Source organism: Novosphingopyxis sp., from assembly GCF_965218915.1.
Lineage (GTDB): Bacteria > Pseudomonadota > Alphaproteobacteria > Sphingomonadales > Sphingomonadaceae > Novosphingopyxis.
The window spans coordinates 268,554-281,402 of the sequence record NZ_OZ244708.1; the positions used below are offsets into that span (position 1 = coordinate 268,554).

Annotated in this window: 16 protein-coding genes; 13 read left to right on the forward strand and 3 right to left on the reverse strand. The window is 65.0% G+C overall.

From position 1 onward, the window contains the following. The first annotated feature begins 82 nt into the window (after window positions 1-82). Window positions 83-835, forward strand: coding sequence for a YebC/PmpR family DNA-binding transcriptional regulator (locus ACOQPC_RS01375; protein WP_420606886.1), 753 nt, complete (start codon window positions 83-85; stop codon window positions 833-835). Between the two features lie 5 nt (window positions 836-840). Continuing rightward, window positions 841-1,305: a crossover junction endodeoxyribonuclease RuvC gene (gene ruvC, locus ACOQPC_RS01380; RefSeq protein ID WP_420606887.1), complete on the forward strand. Its 465-nt coding sequence runs from the start codon at window positions 841-843 to the stop codon at window positions 1,303-1,305. A gap of 18 nt (window positions 1,306-1,323) precedes the next feature. Here ruvC and sppA read toward each other — a convergent pair whose 3' ends face one another. After that, window positions 1,324-3,198, reverse strand: coding sequence for a signal peptide peptidase SppA (gene sppA, locus ACOQPC_RS01385; RefSeq protein WP_420606888.1), 1,875 nt, complete (start codon window positions 3,196-3,198; stop codon window positions 1,324-1,326). Between the two features lie 538 nt (window positions 3,199-3,736). After that, window positions 3,737-4,309, reverse strand: coding sequence for a hypothetical protein (locus ACOQPC_RS01390; protein WP_420606889.1), 573 nt, complete (start codon window positions 4,307-4,309; stop codon window positions 3,737-3,739). A 50-nt stretch (window positions 4,310-4,359) separates the two neighbouring features. On the opposite strand from ACOQPC_RS01390, the gene ACOQPC_RS01395 reads away from it, so the two are divergent. From ACOQPC_RS01395 to ACOQPC_RS01425, 7 genes are all read left to right on the forward strand, one after another. Beyond that, window positions 4,360-5,103 carry a TlyA family RNA methyltransferase gene (locus ACOQPC_RS01395; RefSeq protein ID WP_420606890.1) on the forward strand — a complete coding sequence of 248 codons (744 nt, stop codon included), beginning with the start codon at window positions 4,360-4,362 and terminating at the stop codon, window positions 5,101-5,103. Between the two features lie 123 nt (window positions 5,104-5,226). After that, window positions 5,227-5,775 (forward strand): TspO/MBR family protein, encoded by a 549-nt coding sequence (locus tag ACOQPC_RS01400; RefSeq protein WP_420606891.1) that lies wholly within the window; start codon window positions 5,227-5,229, stop codon window positions 5,773-5,775. A gap of 34 nt (window positions 5,776-5,809) precedes the next feature. Next, window positions 5,810-6,154, forward strand: coding sequence for an accessory factor UbiK family protein (locus ACOQPC_RS01405; protein ID WP_420606892.1), 345 nt, complete (start codon window positions 5,810-5,812; stop codon window positions 6,152-6,154). Between the two features lie 119 nt (window positions 6,155-6,273). Then, the gene (locus ACOQPC_RS01410; RefSeq protein WP_420608183.1) at window positions 6,274-6,786 is read left to right on the forward strand and encodes a YbjN domain-containing protein; all 513 of its coding nucleotides are present in this window, start codon (window positions 6,274-6,276) and stop codon (window positions 6,784-6,786) included. A 215-nt stretch (window positions 6,787-7,001) separates the two neighbouring features. Further along, window positions 7,002-7,760 (forward strand): pyrroline-5-carboxylate reductase family protein, encoded by a 759-nt coding sequence (locus ACOQPC_RS01415; RefSeq protein ID WP_420606893.1) that lies wholly within the window; start codon window positions 7,002-7,004, stop codon window positions 7,758-7,760. Beyond that, window positions 7,760-9,367 (forward strand): amidase, encoded by a 1,608-nt coding sequence (locus ACOQPC_RS01420; RefSeq protein WP_420606894.1) that lies wholly within the window; start codon window positions 7,760-7,762, stop codon window positions 9,365-9,367. Before ACOQPC_RS01415 ends, ACOQPC_RS01420 begins: the two co-directional genes overlap by 1 nt. Before the next feature lie 416 nt (window positions 9,368-9,783). Next, window positions 9,784-10,323: a DUF7010 family protein gene (locus ACOQPC_RS01425; protein WP_420606895.1), complete on the forward strand. Its 540-nt coding sequence runs from the start codon at window positions 9,784-9,786 to the stop codon at window positions 10,321-10,323. A 128-nt stretch (window positions 10,324-10,451) separates the two neighbouring features. Here the strand turns inward: ACOQPC_RS01425 and ACOQPC_RS01430 are convergent, their stop codons facing one another. Then, window positions 10,452-10,949 (reverse strand): DUF2721 domain-containing protein, encoded by a 498-nt coding sequence (locus ACOQPC_RS01430; RefSeq protein WP_420606896.1) that lies wholly within the window; start codon window positions 10,947-10,949, stop codon window positions 10,452-10,454. Window positions 10,950-11,230: 281 nt separating this feature from the next. Between ACOQPC_RS01430 and ACOQPC_RS01435 the strand changes: the two genes are divergently transcribed. The 4 genes from ACOQPC_RS01435 to ACOQPC_RS01450 are packed head-to-tail and all read left to right on the forward strand — an operon-like array spanning window position 11,231 to window position 12,829. Beyond that, window positions 11,231-11,692 (forward strand): PaaI family thioesterase, encoded by a 462-nt coding sequence (locus ACOQPC_RS01435; protein ID WP_420606897.1) that lies wholly within the window; start codon window positions 11,231-11,233, stop codon window positions 11,690-11,692. A 13-nt stretch (window positions 11,693-11,705) separates the two neighbouring features. Beyond that, window positions 11,706-12,131 carry a PaaI family thioesterase gene (locus tag ACOQPC_RS01440; protein WP_420606898.1) on the forward strand — a complete coding sequence of 142 codons (426 nt, stop codon included), beginning with the start codon at window positions 11,706-11,708 and terminating at the stop codon, window positions 12,129-12,131. After that, entirely contained in the window at window positions 12,128-12,280 is a 153-nt protein-coding gene (locus ACOQPC_RS01445) for a hypothetical protein (protein ID WP_420606899.1), read from the forward strand. The genes ACOQPC_RS01440 and ACOQPC_RS01445 overlap by 4 nt, the downstream gene beginning before the upstream one ends. A gap of 57 nt (window positions 12,281-12,337) precedes the next feature. After that, entirely contained in the window at window positions 12,338-12,829 is a 492-nt protein-coding gene (locus ACOQPC_RS01450) for a hypothetical protein (protein WP_420606900.1), read from the forward strand. The last annotated feature ends 20 nt before the right edge of the window (window positions 12,830-12,849 follow it).

Consider the following 12,849-nt stretch of genomic DNA (forward strand, 5'->3'; position numbering starts at 1 on the left):
CTCCCCGAACGGTCTCTGAATTGCATTCATTCGAATGCCGGGATAAGCCGAGCCATCACGCAATTTCAAGAGATCGAGTTGAATGGCGGGCCATAGCAAATTCAAGAACATCATGCATCGCAAGGGCGCGCAGGACAAGAAGCGCTCGGCGATGTTTTCGAAGCTCAGCCGCGAGATCACCGTCGCGGCCAAGATGGGCATGCCCGATCCGGACATGAACCCGCGCCTGCGCGCCGCGGTGCTCGCGGCCAAGGCGCAGTCGATGCCCAAGGACAATATCCAGCGCGCGATCGATAAGGCCAGTGCCAACGAGGGCGATGATTATGAGGAAATCCGCTATGAGGGCTATGGCCCCGGCGGCGTCGCCATCATCGTCGAGGCGTTGACCGACAATCGCAACCGCACCGCCACCAATGTCCGCACCGCGTTCAGTAAGAACGGCGGCAATCTGGGCGCGTCCGGATCGGTCGCGCACGGGTTCGAACGGCTCGGCCTGATCGTCTATCCGGCGTCGGCCGGCGGCGAGAACAAGATGCTCGAAGCCGCGATGGAAGCGGGCGCGGAGGACATCCAGTCGGATGGGCAAGAGCACGCGATCTGGACCGCGGGCGACGATCTGCACGAGGTCGCAGGTGCGCTGGAGCGAAGTCTGGGCGAGGCCGAGACGGTCAAGCTCGCCTGGAAGCCCAGTCTGACGGTCGACGTCGCCGAGGGCGATGCCGCTACGTTGCTGCATCTGATCGACACGCTCGACGACGATGACGACGTGCAGACCGTTTGGGGCAATTACGACGTCTCGGACGAGATCATGGAAAAGCTCGGCCAGGACGCCTGAGCGCCATGATCATCATCGGGCTCGATCCCGGGCTCGGCACCACTGGTTGGGGCGTTATCCGGGCCGAAGGCAGCCGCCTGGTGCATGTCGCCAACGGACAGGTGAGGACCAAGGCGGACCTGCCGCTGGCGCGGCGGCTGCTTCAACTCGAAACCGCGTTGACGGCCGTGATCGCGGAGCATCGCCCGGAAGCGGCGGCGGTGGAGGAAGTGTTCGTCAACGCCAATCCGCGCTCGACGCTCAAGCTCGGTCAGGCCCGCGGCGTCCTGTTGCTGGCCGCCGCGAAAGCCGGGTTGGAGGTGGGCGAATATGCCGCGCGGCTGGTCAAGAAGAGCGTGGTCGGCACCGGCGGCGCGGACAAGGCGCAGATTCAGGCGATGCTCAAGATACTGCTGCCGGGCGCGGCCATCGCCGGACCCGACGCGGCCGACGCGCTGGCGGTGGCGATCACCCACGCGCACCACCGCTGATCGCGGTTGCGTCCTGGCCTAGAACCATTTCGCGAGAAGCGCCGCCCATCCGCCGCGCGCATCGATCCGCGCGGCGCGCGGCACCACCAGTTCGCATTCAATGCAGCGCGCCTGCGCGCCGGCGGTGCCGACCAGCTCCTGCGCGGTCGCCGCGACCTGTATCATAGTCTGGCGCTGACGCATGGCGGCGTGGCCGAACAGGTCCAGCCGGACATTTTTCGGGTCGTCGTCCCGGCTGAGTTCGGTCAGAAATTCCGCGAACGGGTCGGGCGCTTCCTCGATCGTCCTGACATGATAGTCGTCCGTCTTCAGCTTGGCGCGTTTCGCCGCTTCGGCGATCGCCTCGTCGAGCCCGCCGAGCCGATCGACCAGCCCCAGTTGCCGCGCGGTGCCGCCCGCCCAGACACGGCCCTGACCGATCGCGTCGACCTGGCTCGTCGTCATATGGCGCGACTTGGCGACGCGGGTCAGGAAGTCGCGATAACCGTTTTCGATCGTCGACTGCGCCACCCGATCGAAGGTTTCGTTCGGTCCCGCGAAGATGTCCGGCTCGCCCGACAGCGGGGTGGTTTTCACGCCGTCGGCGCTGACGCCGAACTTGCCCAGCGCTTCCTCGAAGCTCGGCAGAATGGCGAAGATGCCGATCGATCCGGTGATCGTCTCGGGCTCGGCGAAGATCGCGTCGCCGGGCGTGGAAATCCAGTAGCCGCCGCTCGCCGCCAGATTGGCCATCGAGATCACCACCGGCAGGCCCTTGTCCTTGGCCGCCTGGATGGCGAGGCGAATCTGCTCGGATGCGAGGACCGATCCGCCGGGCGAATCGACGCGCACGACGAGCGCCTTGAGATCGTCATTGGCGAGCGCGTCGTAGATCAGCTCGGACACGCTGTCGCCGCCGGCAGTGCCGGGTCCGGCTTCACCGTCGACGATGGTGCCCGCGATGGTCACCAACCCGATGGCATCGCCGGTCTCCTCGGGCTCGTTGGCGTCCAGCCAGTCGTCATAATCGATCTGCGCGAAGCTGCCCGGCGCCTCGTCCAGACCCTTGCCCACTTTCCTGGCTATATAATCGCCGAACTGCGCGCGCGTGCCGAGCTTGTCGACGAAACCGTCGCGCAGCGCCAGTTCGGCGAGATTGCCGTTGGCCGATTCCACCGCCTCGGCTGGGCGCGCGATGATGTCCTGCAACTTCGCCTGTGGCCGTGCCTTGATGACCTCGGCCTGCCAGTCTTCCCATACTTCCCCGAGTAGGGCGGTGAGCGCCTGCTTGGCCGGTTCGGACGCCTTGTTGCCGGTAAACGGCTCGACCGCGCTTTTATAGGTGCCAACGCGGTAGACATGCGCCTTGATGCCGTATTTATCGAGCGCGTCGCCATAATAGAGGCCGCTGCCACCCGGGCCCGCGACCAGCGCGCCGCCCATCGGGTCGACCCAGATCTCGCTGGAATGCGCGGCCAACTGATAGCCGTCATTGGCATAGGCCGTGGCATAGGCGTAGACCGGCTTGCCCGCTTTCTTCACGTCGTCGAGCGCGCGGCCGACGGTGGCGATCGAGGCCTGCCCGCCGCCCAGAAATCCGTCGAGATCGAGCACCACGGCCTTGACGCGTGCATCGTCCTTCGCCGCCTCGATCGCGCGGGTGAGATCGCGCACCGCATATTCGCGTGGCACCGGACCGTCGCCGAACAGCGCGGCGAACGGATCGGGCGTGGCGGGCTGCTCGGCGATGGTGCCCTGCAGCTTCAGCATCAGCGCGCCGTCCTTGATGTCGGCGGCATTGGGGCGCGAACTCAGGATCGCGAACAGCAGCGCGAAGAACATCAGCAGCAGGATCAGGGCGAGCGCATCCTTGATTCCGACGAGAATTTTCCAGGCGCCTTTGACGAAGCTCATGGTGGTCCTTTGAAAGCGGAGTGGCAGCGTTCGGATTGATTCTGCCGCATAGTCGTTGCGCTGGCAAAGGCTATGCCGGTTTCGATCAGCGCGCGACGAGCGGCGACAGACAAAAGGCGCAACGGAGCGGCGCGGGGCGTAATGGCGACATGAAAAGGGGCCGCCTGTGCCTTTCGGCGACCGGCGGCCCCAGAACATGGTCAGCGGTCGGAAGTGTCCGCTGCCGGAAGATTAGGCCTTAGTCTAACGCATGTGTTTTCCCGGCATCATCGCCTGTGCGTCAGCGGGCAGTCTCCCGAACGGAATTATCCGACCCCTTAGCTGAACCATGAGACATCGGATCACCTCCTTTCGCTTGTTGAAACTGAACTATGGTGTGCATGACATTTGCCCTCCACGACTCGGAAGGTGATTCAAATTGGCTTCGGAAACAAGCCTTGAAATTTCTTTTTTTTGGGCCGAAAGGAATCGTCGGTGTTGCGTCGGAGACTTTCCGGCGCTTTTTTATTGCCCGATGAAGGCGGATCGATCGCCAATTTCAGCTGCGGCAATCCTCGACTACGCGCGCGATCTCGGGCCAGCTCGGCACCACCAGCGGTGCGCCGCCGCCTTCGACAAGAAAGCGCCCGCGGCTGTACACGATCCGGTCGAGGATCATGTCGGTCGGCGCAAGCGCAATGCCGACATAGGGCAGCGCGCCGCCGGTCGGCTGCGCGGTATAGCCGCCGAGGCCGGAGGTGGTGCGGATGGTGAACGGCACCGCTGCGCTGGCGGCGCCTGCGCGCGTCAGATAGATTTGCCGGGCGGGAAGCTCGCAGCGCAAGGTCAGCCGCGCGTCCTGGTTCGGTTCGCCGAACAGCGCCAGGCTGCCGCGCTCGTCACGCCGATAGATCCATTCGCCGGCAGTTGCGGGCCATTCGGTCCACTCGCCGGTCGGCGCGGGCTTGGGCGCTGCGGTCGGTGACGGAGCGGGCGCAGGCACCGGACGCGCGGCGACCGGGGCCGGCTCGGTGGACTGCTCGCGCTCGGGCGCCACGCAGCAGGACAAAGCGATGATCGAGGCGGTCAGCGGCACGGCGCGCAGGGCGGGTCGGGGAAAGGGGCGCGACATGCAGGCGCTTATGGCATCGAGCGTCGAGGACGGCTAGGCCGATCGACGCAATGGCTGCCAAAAAGACACGTCTCGACCAGTTGCTTGTCGATCGCGGCGAGGTGGAAAGCCGCACGCGGGCGCAAGCGCTGGTCATGGCGGGGCTGGTCTATATCGGCGAGGCCAAGGCGCTGAAGCCGGGCCAGCAGGTGGCACAGGATGCCGCGATCGACGTGCGCGGGCGCGATCATCCGTGGGTTTCGCGTGGGGGGATCAAGCTGGCGCACGGGCTGGATCATTTCGCGATCGATCCGGCGGGCGCGGTGGCGATCGACGTCGGCAGCTCGACCGGCGGCTTCACCGATGTGCTGCTGAGCCGCGGCGCGGGCCGCGTCTATGCCGTCGACAGCGGCACCAACCAGCTCGCCTGGAAAATCCGGCAAGACGGGCGCGTGGTCGTGCACGAGCAGACCAGCGCGCGCCTGTTGACCGATGCGCATGTTCCGGAGCCGGTCGACCTGATCGTGTGCGACGCCAGCTTCATATCGCTGGCCAAGGTTCTGGAGGTGCCGCTGCGCTTTGCCAAACCCGGCGCCGATCTGGTGGCGCTGATCAAGCCGCAGTTCGAGGCGGCGCGCGGCGAGGTGGGCAGGGGCGGCGTGGTTCGCGACGAAGCGGTTCATGCGCGCGTGTGCGACGAGGTGGCGGACTGGCTCGAGGCGATGGGCTGGCAGGTGCTCGGCACCAATCGTAGCCCGATCACTGGACCCAGCGGCAATGTCGAGTTCCTGATCGGCGCGCGGAACGCCCGGTGAGCTTTCGTCCCATGACGTGCCAGGCCGGCATCGAACCAAAGCAATCGGCCTGTGGATAAATGCCAAAGGCCCCGCTAAGGCGGCGTTCGGCCCGACCCTCTCGACGCGAAAGAGCCGATCATAATGAGCGAACTGGCATCCAAATCGCAGCTGCGCATGTCGCTCCTTCGCTGGGCGCTGCTCACCGTTCCGCTGGTCATGATACTCGGTCCGCTCTCGGGCCTGATTTCCGGATCGGGTGACGACAACGTCTGGTTCGCCGCGTTGCAAAAACCCGCCGCGCAGCCGCCCGGTATCGCCTTCGCCATCATCTGGCCGATCCTTTATTTCCTGCAAGGGCTGGCGCTGGCGATGGTTTTGAACGCGCGGCGCGCGCGGCTGCGCTGGCCGGCCGTCGGGTTGTTCGCGCTCCAGTTCCTGTGCAACCTGGCCTGGTCGCCGCTGTTTTTCGGCATGCATCAGGTGTCGACCGCCTTTTTCCTGATCTTGCTCATCCTGCTGCTGGCAATCGGCACCACGCTGCTGTTCGGCCGTGTGCGGGCGCTCGCGGCCTGGTTGATGGTGCCCTATCTTGCCTGGCTGAGTTTCGCCGCGATCCTGAATTTCCAGATCGACCGGTTGAACCCGGACGCGGAAACCCTTTACGCGCCCGCCGCCAGAACCCAGATATAACACTCCTTCATCCGCGTTAACCCAAGGACCCGCCATGCAGAGCGAAAACCGCATCGTCGACGACCTCGTCAAATTCGTGAACGGCATGGCCGGCACCGTCGCCGGCATGGGCCGCGAGGCGGAGGCCTCGTTCAAGGAGCGCACGCGCGAGTTCGTCGGCGGCATGGATTTCGTCAGCCGCGAGGAGTTCGACGCGGTCAAGGCGATGGCGGTCAAGGCGCGCGAGGAGGTCGAGGCGCTGAAGGCCCGGCTCGATGCGATGGAGGGCAGAGGAAGCTCCGCCAAGCCGAAACCCGCGTCGCCGGTCAAAGGCGCGTCCGAGGCGACGGAGAAGCCGCACAGGGCCGCTCCGAAAAAGGATGGCCCAGGCGCCTCTTGAGCTGCGTTCTTTTCCACAGCGCGTCCCCAAGGCAATGGGGCGAAGCCGCGATAATCCTTGCCGAAACTGTGGCCGGGGATCAGTTTCGCATGGGCTTTCGCGATCAACCGGGGATGGCCATGCAGCGGCATGACGAGGAAATGAACGGGCTGGAAGAGAGCGACGCTCCCGCCGTCGATATGTTCGCCGCCCTGTTCGAGGCGCGCGGCTGGCCCTGCGAGATGGCCGGCGGCGACGAGCTCGCCGCCGAGGTGAAGGGCAGCTGGACCAGCTACCAGCTGCGCGTGATCGCGCGCGAGGATGACAATGTCGTGCAACTGCTCGTGCTGCCCGACATCACCGTGCCCGATAATCTGCGCGCTGCGATGTACGAGGCGATCGGCCTGATCAACGAACAGCTCTGGCTGGGTCATTTCGATTTGTGGTCGGCCAACGGCATTTTGCTGATGCGCCATGGCGCGCTGCTCGGCGAGGGCGGCATGCTCGGCGTCGACCAGGCGCAGATGCTGATCGACGCGGCAATCGACGAGTGCGAACGTTTCTATCCCGTCTTCCAGTTCATCATCTGGGGCGGCAAAAGCCCTCGCGAGGCGATCGACGCCGCGCTGATCGATACCGCGGGCGAGGCTTAGTTCCCAGTTCGTCATTGCGAGGAGCCGAAGGCGACGCGGCAATCCAGGGCGTATGCAGCGCTGCAACTGCTCTGGATTGCTTCGCTCCGCTCGCAATGACGTTGTTTGATTACCGTGGGCAAAGCTTGTAGCTGGCCCCTCGCCATGCCACACCCGCTGCCATGAACGAACAGACAGACTTTCCGACGAATCTCCTTAGCTTTGGCTGCGGCAACATGGCCGGGAGCATCCTCAAGGGCTGGATCGCGGCGGGCGCCGACCCCGCGGGCTTCACCGCGTTCGATCCGCATTCGGGCGGCGTGCCGGGCGGCGTGCGTCATGTCAGTCAGCCGCCGACCGAGCCGTTCGATATCGTGCTGCTCGGCGTGAAACCGCAGATGCTGAGCGATCTGACGGATGATATCGCCAAGACGATCAAACCCGGCACCGTCGTCATCTCGATCCTCGCGGGGATCGAGATCGCCACGCTCGACCGATTGTTCCCGGGCGGGAAGACCGTGCGGCTGATGCCCAATCTCGGCGTGGCGCTGGGCAAGTCGCCGCTCGGCCTCTATTCCGATGCGTTGAGCGACGAGGAGCGCAATGCGCTGACCCGCTGGATGAACGCCATCGGCACCGCCGAATGGATCGACCGCGAAGCCGACATGGACCTTGTCGCCGCGCTGGCGGGATCGGGTCCGGCCTATGTCTACCGCTTCACCGACGCGCTGGCGGTGGCGGCTCATCGGCTCGGGCTTCCGCAAGACCAGGCCGCGCGCATGGCACTGGCGACGGTCGAGGGCGCCGCGGCGCTCGCGGCGGGCGCCGAGGACGATCCCGGCGCGCTCGCCGACAAGGTGGCGAGCCCCGGCGGCAGCACGCGCGAAGGGTTGAACGTGCTGGATGCAGACGAGCGGCTGGTGACCTTGCTGACCGAGGTGCTCGAAGCCGCGCGCGATCGCAATGGCGAGCTCGCCCGGCTGGTCGACGCTTGATGCGGCTTGCCCGGCTTGCCGCCCCGCTCGCGTTGCTCGCTGCTCCGCTGATGGCGCAGACCGCTTCATCCGGCGACTATCCGGTCGAGGAAAAATCGATCAGCCAACTCGAGGCGGCGATGGCTTCGGGCGAAACGAGCAGCGCGGCGATCACCCAAGCCTATATCGATCGCATCGCCTCGCTCGACGATGCCGGGCCGACGCTGAACGCGGTGATCGCGTTGCTGCCCGGCGCGCTGGACGAGGCGCGCACGCGGGACCGGGAACGCGCCGCCGGGCGCATCCGTGGGCCGATGCATGGAATTCCGGTCATCGTGAAGGACAATATCGAGACGCTGGGTCCGGTGCCGACCACGGCGGGTTCCTATGCGCTGATCGAGAACGTCACCGACCGCGACGCGCCGCTGGTGGCGAAATTGCGCGCGGCGGGCGCGGTGATCCTGGGCAAGGCGAACCTGTCCGAATGGGCCAATTTCCGCTCGAACGACAGCACCAGCGGCTGGAGCGCGGTCGGCGGGCTCACCCGCAACCCCTATGCGCTCGACCGCAATGCCTGCGGCTCGTCGAGCGGCAGCGCAGTGGCCGCCGCCGCCAGCCTTGCCGCCGGGACGGTGGGGACCGAGACCGACGGGTCGATCACCTGCCCGGCTTCATCGAACGGGGTCGTGGGGTTCAAGCCGACGGTCGGGCTCGTCTCGCGCCGCTTCGTCGTGCCGATCAGCCACAGCCAGGATACGGCGGGTCCGATCACGCGCACCGTGCGCGACGCGGCGATCATGCTCGGTGTGATGGCCGGGGTCGATCCGGGCGATCCGGCGACCGCCGGTGCGGCGGGGCGGGTGTCCGATTATGCCGCGCTGCTGGGGCGGGGCGTGCTGAAGGGCCTGCGGATCGGTGTGCCGCGCGACCGCGTGGGCGACGACGCCGCGCTGACCGCGCAGTTCGAGCAGGCGCTCGACCTGCTGCGTGCGCAAGGCGCCACGATCGTCGATATCGCGGACAGCCGCACGGGGCTGGAGGATGTCGGCGACGCCGAATTCCAGGTGCTGCTGAGCGAGTTCAAGGCGGACATGGCCGACTATTTGCAGAGCCTGCCGGATAACTTGCAGGATGGGGGCGTGAAGGCGAAGACGCTGGCCGATCTGATCGCGTTCAACGAGGCCGACAAGGACCGCGAACTCGCCTATTTCGATCAGGCGCTGTTCCTGCAGGCCGAAGAGACCAAGGGCCTCGATGATCCCGCCTATCTCAAGGCGCGCGATACCGCCAAGCGGCTGGCCGGGCGGATGGGCATCGACCGGATACTGGCAGAGGGCAGGGTCACCGTGCTGGCGCTGCCGACGCGCAGCCCGCCATGGCTGTCGACGCTGGGCAAGGGCGACGCCTATACCGGCCCCAGCGCCAGCGGCCTGCCCGCCCAGGCCGGCTATCCGCATCTCACCGTACCGATGGGTCTGGTGGGCGGCCTTCCGGTGGGCATCAGCTTCATCGGATCGGCCTGGACCGACGATTTCCTGCTGCAGGTCGGTGACGCCTATGAGCGTGCGAGCAACGCCCGCGTCCCGCCGCGCTATCTGGAAACGGTGGGAGACGGAGACGGCGCGTGAGGGCCGCGAGGCCCGAGTCGCCGACCGATAATTTCCCACATCCGTAACTATGGATGTAGGACAGCTTTTTCGACGGGCCTATATTTTTGGCGATTATGTGCCTTGCAAACCCGTTTCATTTGTTCGTCACCCCAGCGAAAGCTGGGGTCTCGGGCGGGATCGCCATGAGGCCCGAGATGCCAGCTTTCCGGGTCCCAACAAAGTACTACTTTGTTGGGTGCCCTTTCGCTGGCATGACGTACAAAGAAAGGCGGAGCCATGCCGTTTGTGAATTTCCATCCGACAGGGTTTGCAAAGTACATAATCGCCATATTTTTAGGTCCGTCATCGATCCCATAGCGTCGCAATCGCCTAACGCTTGCGCCTTGTGAAGCGGACGTGCAGGGATGCAAACGGCGTTGGGGAGGGGCAGGTTGATGACGGACAACCTAAACGAGTTGCGAATCGACGCCGCCCGGCGCGGCCAGTGGAACATCGGTTTTTTTGCCGCCGGCGCAGTCTTCTGGACAGCTGCCACTGTGGTAGGTGTCACGGTTGAGTTGAGCCAAGCTCGCATACTCTGGATTGTTGGCACATTCTTCATCTTACCAATCGCGGTAGTTTTCTCCCGCCTGTTCGGTGCTGATCCGTTCACCAAGGGTAATGCGCTGGGAGAACTGGTCGGCTATACGCACATGAGCGTAATTGCGATGATGCTTCCGATCGTTGTGGGGTGCGCAATCATCTTTCCAGAAGCGTTGCTGCTCGTGATGGCCATCGCCTATTGCCTCGACTTTTACGTGATGGGCTGGGCCTTTGGCAGCGCGCTCTTCGGGATCCATGCCGCTCTTCGCGTTTCGTCGGTAAGCCTATTATGGTTTGCCATGCCGGAGTGGCGGATGTCTGTCTTACCCGCTTGGGTGGCGGCGCTCTACATTGCAACGGTGGTGACGATCCCGATCCTGCGGCGCCGTTAGCTGATACAGCACGGCAGCTAACAGCCGGAGCTTTGCTCTAAGCAGACGAGTCCACCCATGATCGGGCGTCGGGGCGGGGCATGAGCGCATCTTCGGCGACTCACGCCGCCGTCAGCCCCGTTGCGCGCCTATCCGCGCCCCGCTTTTTCCCCATATTCCAAATATTCCGCGCGCACATGCAGGACGCGCGTGGACAGGTGCACTTCGTACATGAAGCAGCCCAAAGCCGTGGCCATCAGCAGCAGAGCAAGGAGAAACGTGCCGGCGATCGCCAGCGCCAGTTCCACCTTGGCCAGCCCGATCAGGAACAGCATGCCGATCATGACGCACACCACCACCGCCGCGGCGACGCCGAACCAGATCGCGCGGCCGGTCACCGTCATGCGCCGCTCGAGCAGCCGCAGCTCGTATACCAGCCGGTCGTGCTCGGCGCCCTCGGTCTCCTCGTACAGCGCCTCGCGATCGCGCGCGCGGTCAATGATGCGGGTAAGCCGCCCGGTGAACAGGTTGAGCATGCTGCCCAGCGCGACCAGCAGAAAGGCGGGCGTGAGCGCGGTCTGCAGCACCGACAGCACGGTCGCGGTACGCACGCTGGTCGAGAGGATTTCTTCCATGACGGCCTGCATGTAGCTCTTGCCCGAAGCTGCACAAGACCGACTGGCCGGTAGTGAGTCAGTTTGAATTTCAAGATTATATCCAAGGCAATGTGGAAAGATAATCGTCATTGCGAGGCCGCAGGCCGAACGCGAAGCGGACCGCAGGTCAACCGATCCAGAGTCATTGCAGCGCTGTATCCTCCCTGGATTGCCGCGTCGCCTTCGGCTCCTCGCAATGACGAAAAAGCGGCACCAGCACCCAATGCGCCCCGCCGTTTGTGCGCTGCGCAAAAATCGCTATGGCCATGGTCATGAGCAAGGCACCGGCACAGATGGACGACGGCGAACGCTTCGATCCCGCGCAGATCGGCGCATTCATGGGCCGATACGGCCATGGCGGCATGCTGGGGATCGCCTATCAAGACCACGGGCCGGACTGGGTTTCGCTGAAGCTCGACTGGCGCGCCGATCTGGTCGGAGACGACGACACGCAGATTCTCGCCTCCGGCCCGATCATTTCGCTGATGGACATGGCGACCAGCCTGTCGATCTGGACGAAGCTCGGCCAGTTCCGCCCGCATGCGACGATGGACCTGCGCGTCGATTATATGCGCCCCTCGCCGCCCGGACAGACGGTGATCGGGCGCGGCGAATGCTATCATGTGACGCGCTCGATCGGCTTCGTGCGCGGCCTCGCGCACAATGGCGATCCGGCCGACCCGCTGGCGCATGTCACCGGCACCTTCATCCGCACGCAGGATTTTGGCAAATGAGGGGTTTCGGCAAATGAGTGGGCTCGATCTGGACCGGGCGATGCCCGCTTATGCCCGCGCGCTGTCGATCCGTTCGGCGGGCGAGGAGGACGGCGTGCCGATGCTGGCGATGCCGTTTCAGGACATCGTCATCGGCCGCCCCGGCTTCCTGCATGGCGGCGCGATCTCGGGCCTGCTCGAAATCGCCTCGATCGTCGCGCTGCACAGCGCCCTGACGGCGGACGCCCGCGACGTGCGGATCAAGCCGATCAACGTCACGGTGGATTTCATGCGCGGCGGGATCGATCATGATACCTTCGCGGTGGGCCGCATCACCCGGCTCGGCCGGACGCTCGCCAATGTCGAGGCGGCGGCGTGGCAGGCCGAGCGCGGACGGCTGATCGCCTCGGCGCAAATGCACTATCTTCTGCGCGATTCGAACGATAGCCTGCGGGAATGATACTGATCGCGGCGTTACTGGCTTTGGCATCACCGGCTCCGCAGGCCGCATCGACCGACTCGCCGGAAGCGTCCGACCCTGGTGAGATCGTGGTGATCGGAGGACGCGAGCCCGCGCGCATTCCGATCGATCGTCTGCGCGATGCCTAGAAAGCCTTTGCGAAATACCGGGAGCGCTACGCACCGGACGCCGTCCTGTGGTTCGAAGTGCGCGCCAAGGCAGACGATGGTTCCAGCAGCGCGATCGAGTTGACGCTGGAAGGCCATGGCGAGGCCGTGCCCGTAACGATCGGCGCGGATGGCAGGTTTGCGCTGCCGATGTTCGACGATGATGATTGGGAGGTCACCAGCAACCGGCCGGAAAAGGCGTTCTACATCCGCGCCAGGGTGCTCAGCCCAGGCTCGCGCGAAGGCGACTGGCGGCTCGGCGACTTGCAGCTTCAATGCCGGGTGTCCTGGCAGCTCGCCCGTCACGAAAGCAATTTCGCCATCGGCGCACTGTTCGATGCGATCGGCGGCTGCACCAGTTCGAGCATCGCAATTTATGAGCAACTCGACCACCCGATTGAAGCGGCGAACATCACCGAGGACGATAAGTCCGCCGCCTTGAGCTATTCGCCGCAGTTCGGCTTGCGGCTCCCCACCTATCTCAAAGGCTATTCGAACGAAGCGCGGGTGACGGTGAGCTTTGCGCCATAATTTCTGCCGTGCCCGCATCG

Excerpts from the sequence above, each read along its gene's own strand:
- ruvC (WP_420606887.1), top strand. The coding sequence starts at position 841 with ATGATCATCATCGGGCTCGATCCCGGGCTCGGCACCACTGGTTGGGGC.
- ACOQPC_RS01375 (WP_420606886.1), top strand. The coding sequence starts at position 83 with ATGGCGGGCCATAGCAAATTCAAGAACATCATGCATCGCAAGGGCGCG.
- ACOQPC_RS01430 (WP_420606896.1), bottom strand. The coding sequence starts at position 10,949 with ATGCAGGCCGTCATGGAAGAAATCCTCTCGACCAGCGTGCGTACCGCG.
- sppA (WP_420606888.1), bottom strand. The coding sequence starts at position 3,198 with ATGAGCTTCGTCAAAGGCGCCTGGAAAATTCTCGTCGGAATCAAGGAT.
- ACOQPC_RS01395 (WP_420606890.1), top strand. The coding sequence starts at position 4,360 with ATGGCTGCCAAAAAGACACGTCTCGACCAGTTGCTTGTCGATCGCGGC.
- ACOQPC_RS01415 (WP_420606893.1), top strand. The coding sequence starts at position 7,002 with ATGGCCGGGAGCATCCTCAAGGGCTGGATCGCGGCGGGCGCCGACCCC.
- ACOQPC_RS01405 (WP_420606892.1), top strand. The coding sequence starts at position 5,810 with ATGCAGAGCGAAAACCGCATCGTCGACGACCTCGTCAAATTCGTGAAC.
- ACOQPC_RS01435 (WP_420606897.1), top strand. The coding sequence starts at position 11,231 with ATGAGCAAGGCACCGGCACAGATGGACGACGGCGAACGCTTCGATCCC.
- ACOQPC_RS01425 (WP_420606895.1), top strand. The coding sequence starts at position 9,784 with ATGACGGACAACCTAAACGAGTTGCGAATCGACGCCGCCCGGCGCGGC.
- ACOQPC_RS01410 (WP_420608183.1), top strand. The coding sequence starts at position 6,274 with ATGCAGCGGCATGACGAGGAAATGAACGGGCTGGAAGAGAGCGACGCT.
- ACOQPC_RS01400 (WP_420606891.1), top strand. The coding sequence starts at position 5,227 with ATGAGCGAACTGGCATCCAAATCGCAGCTGCGCATGTCGCTCCTTCGC.
- ACOQPC_RS01390 (WP_420606889.1), bottom strand. The coding sequence starts at position 4,309 with ATGTCGCGCCCCTTTCCCCGACCCGCCCTGCGCGCCGTGCCGCTGACC.
- ACOQPC_RS01440 (WP_420606898.1), top strand. The coding sequence starts at position 11,706 with ATGAGTGGGCTCGATCTGGACCGGGCGATGCCCGCTTATGCCCGCGCG.
- ACOQPC_RS01445 (WP_420606899.1), top strand. The coding sequence starts at position 12,128 with ATGATACTGATCGCGGCGTTACTGGCTTTGGCATCACCGGCTCCGCAG.
- ACOQPC_RS01420 (WP_420606894.1), top strand. The coding sequence starts at position 7,760 with ATGCGGCTTGCCCGGCTTGCCGCCCCGCTCGCGTTGCTCGCTGCTCCG.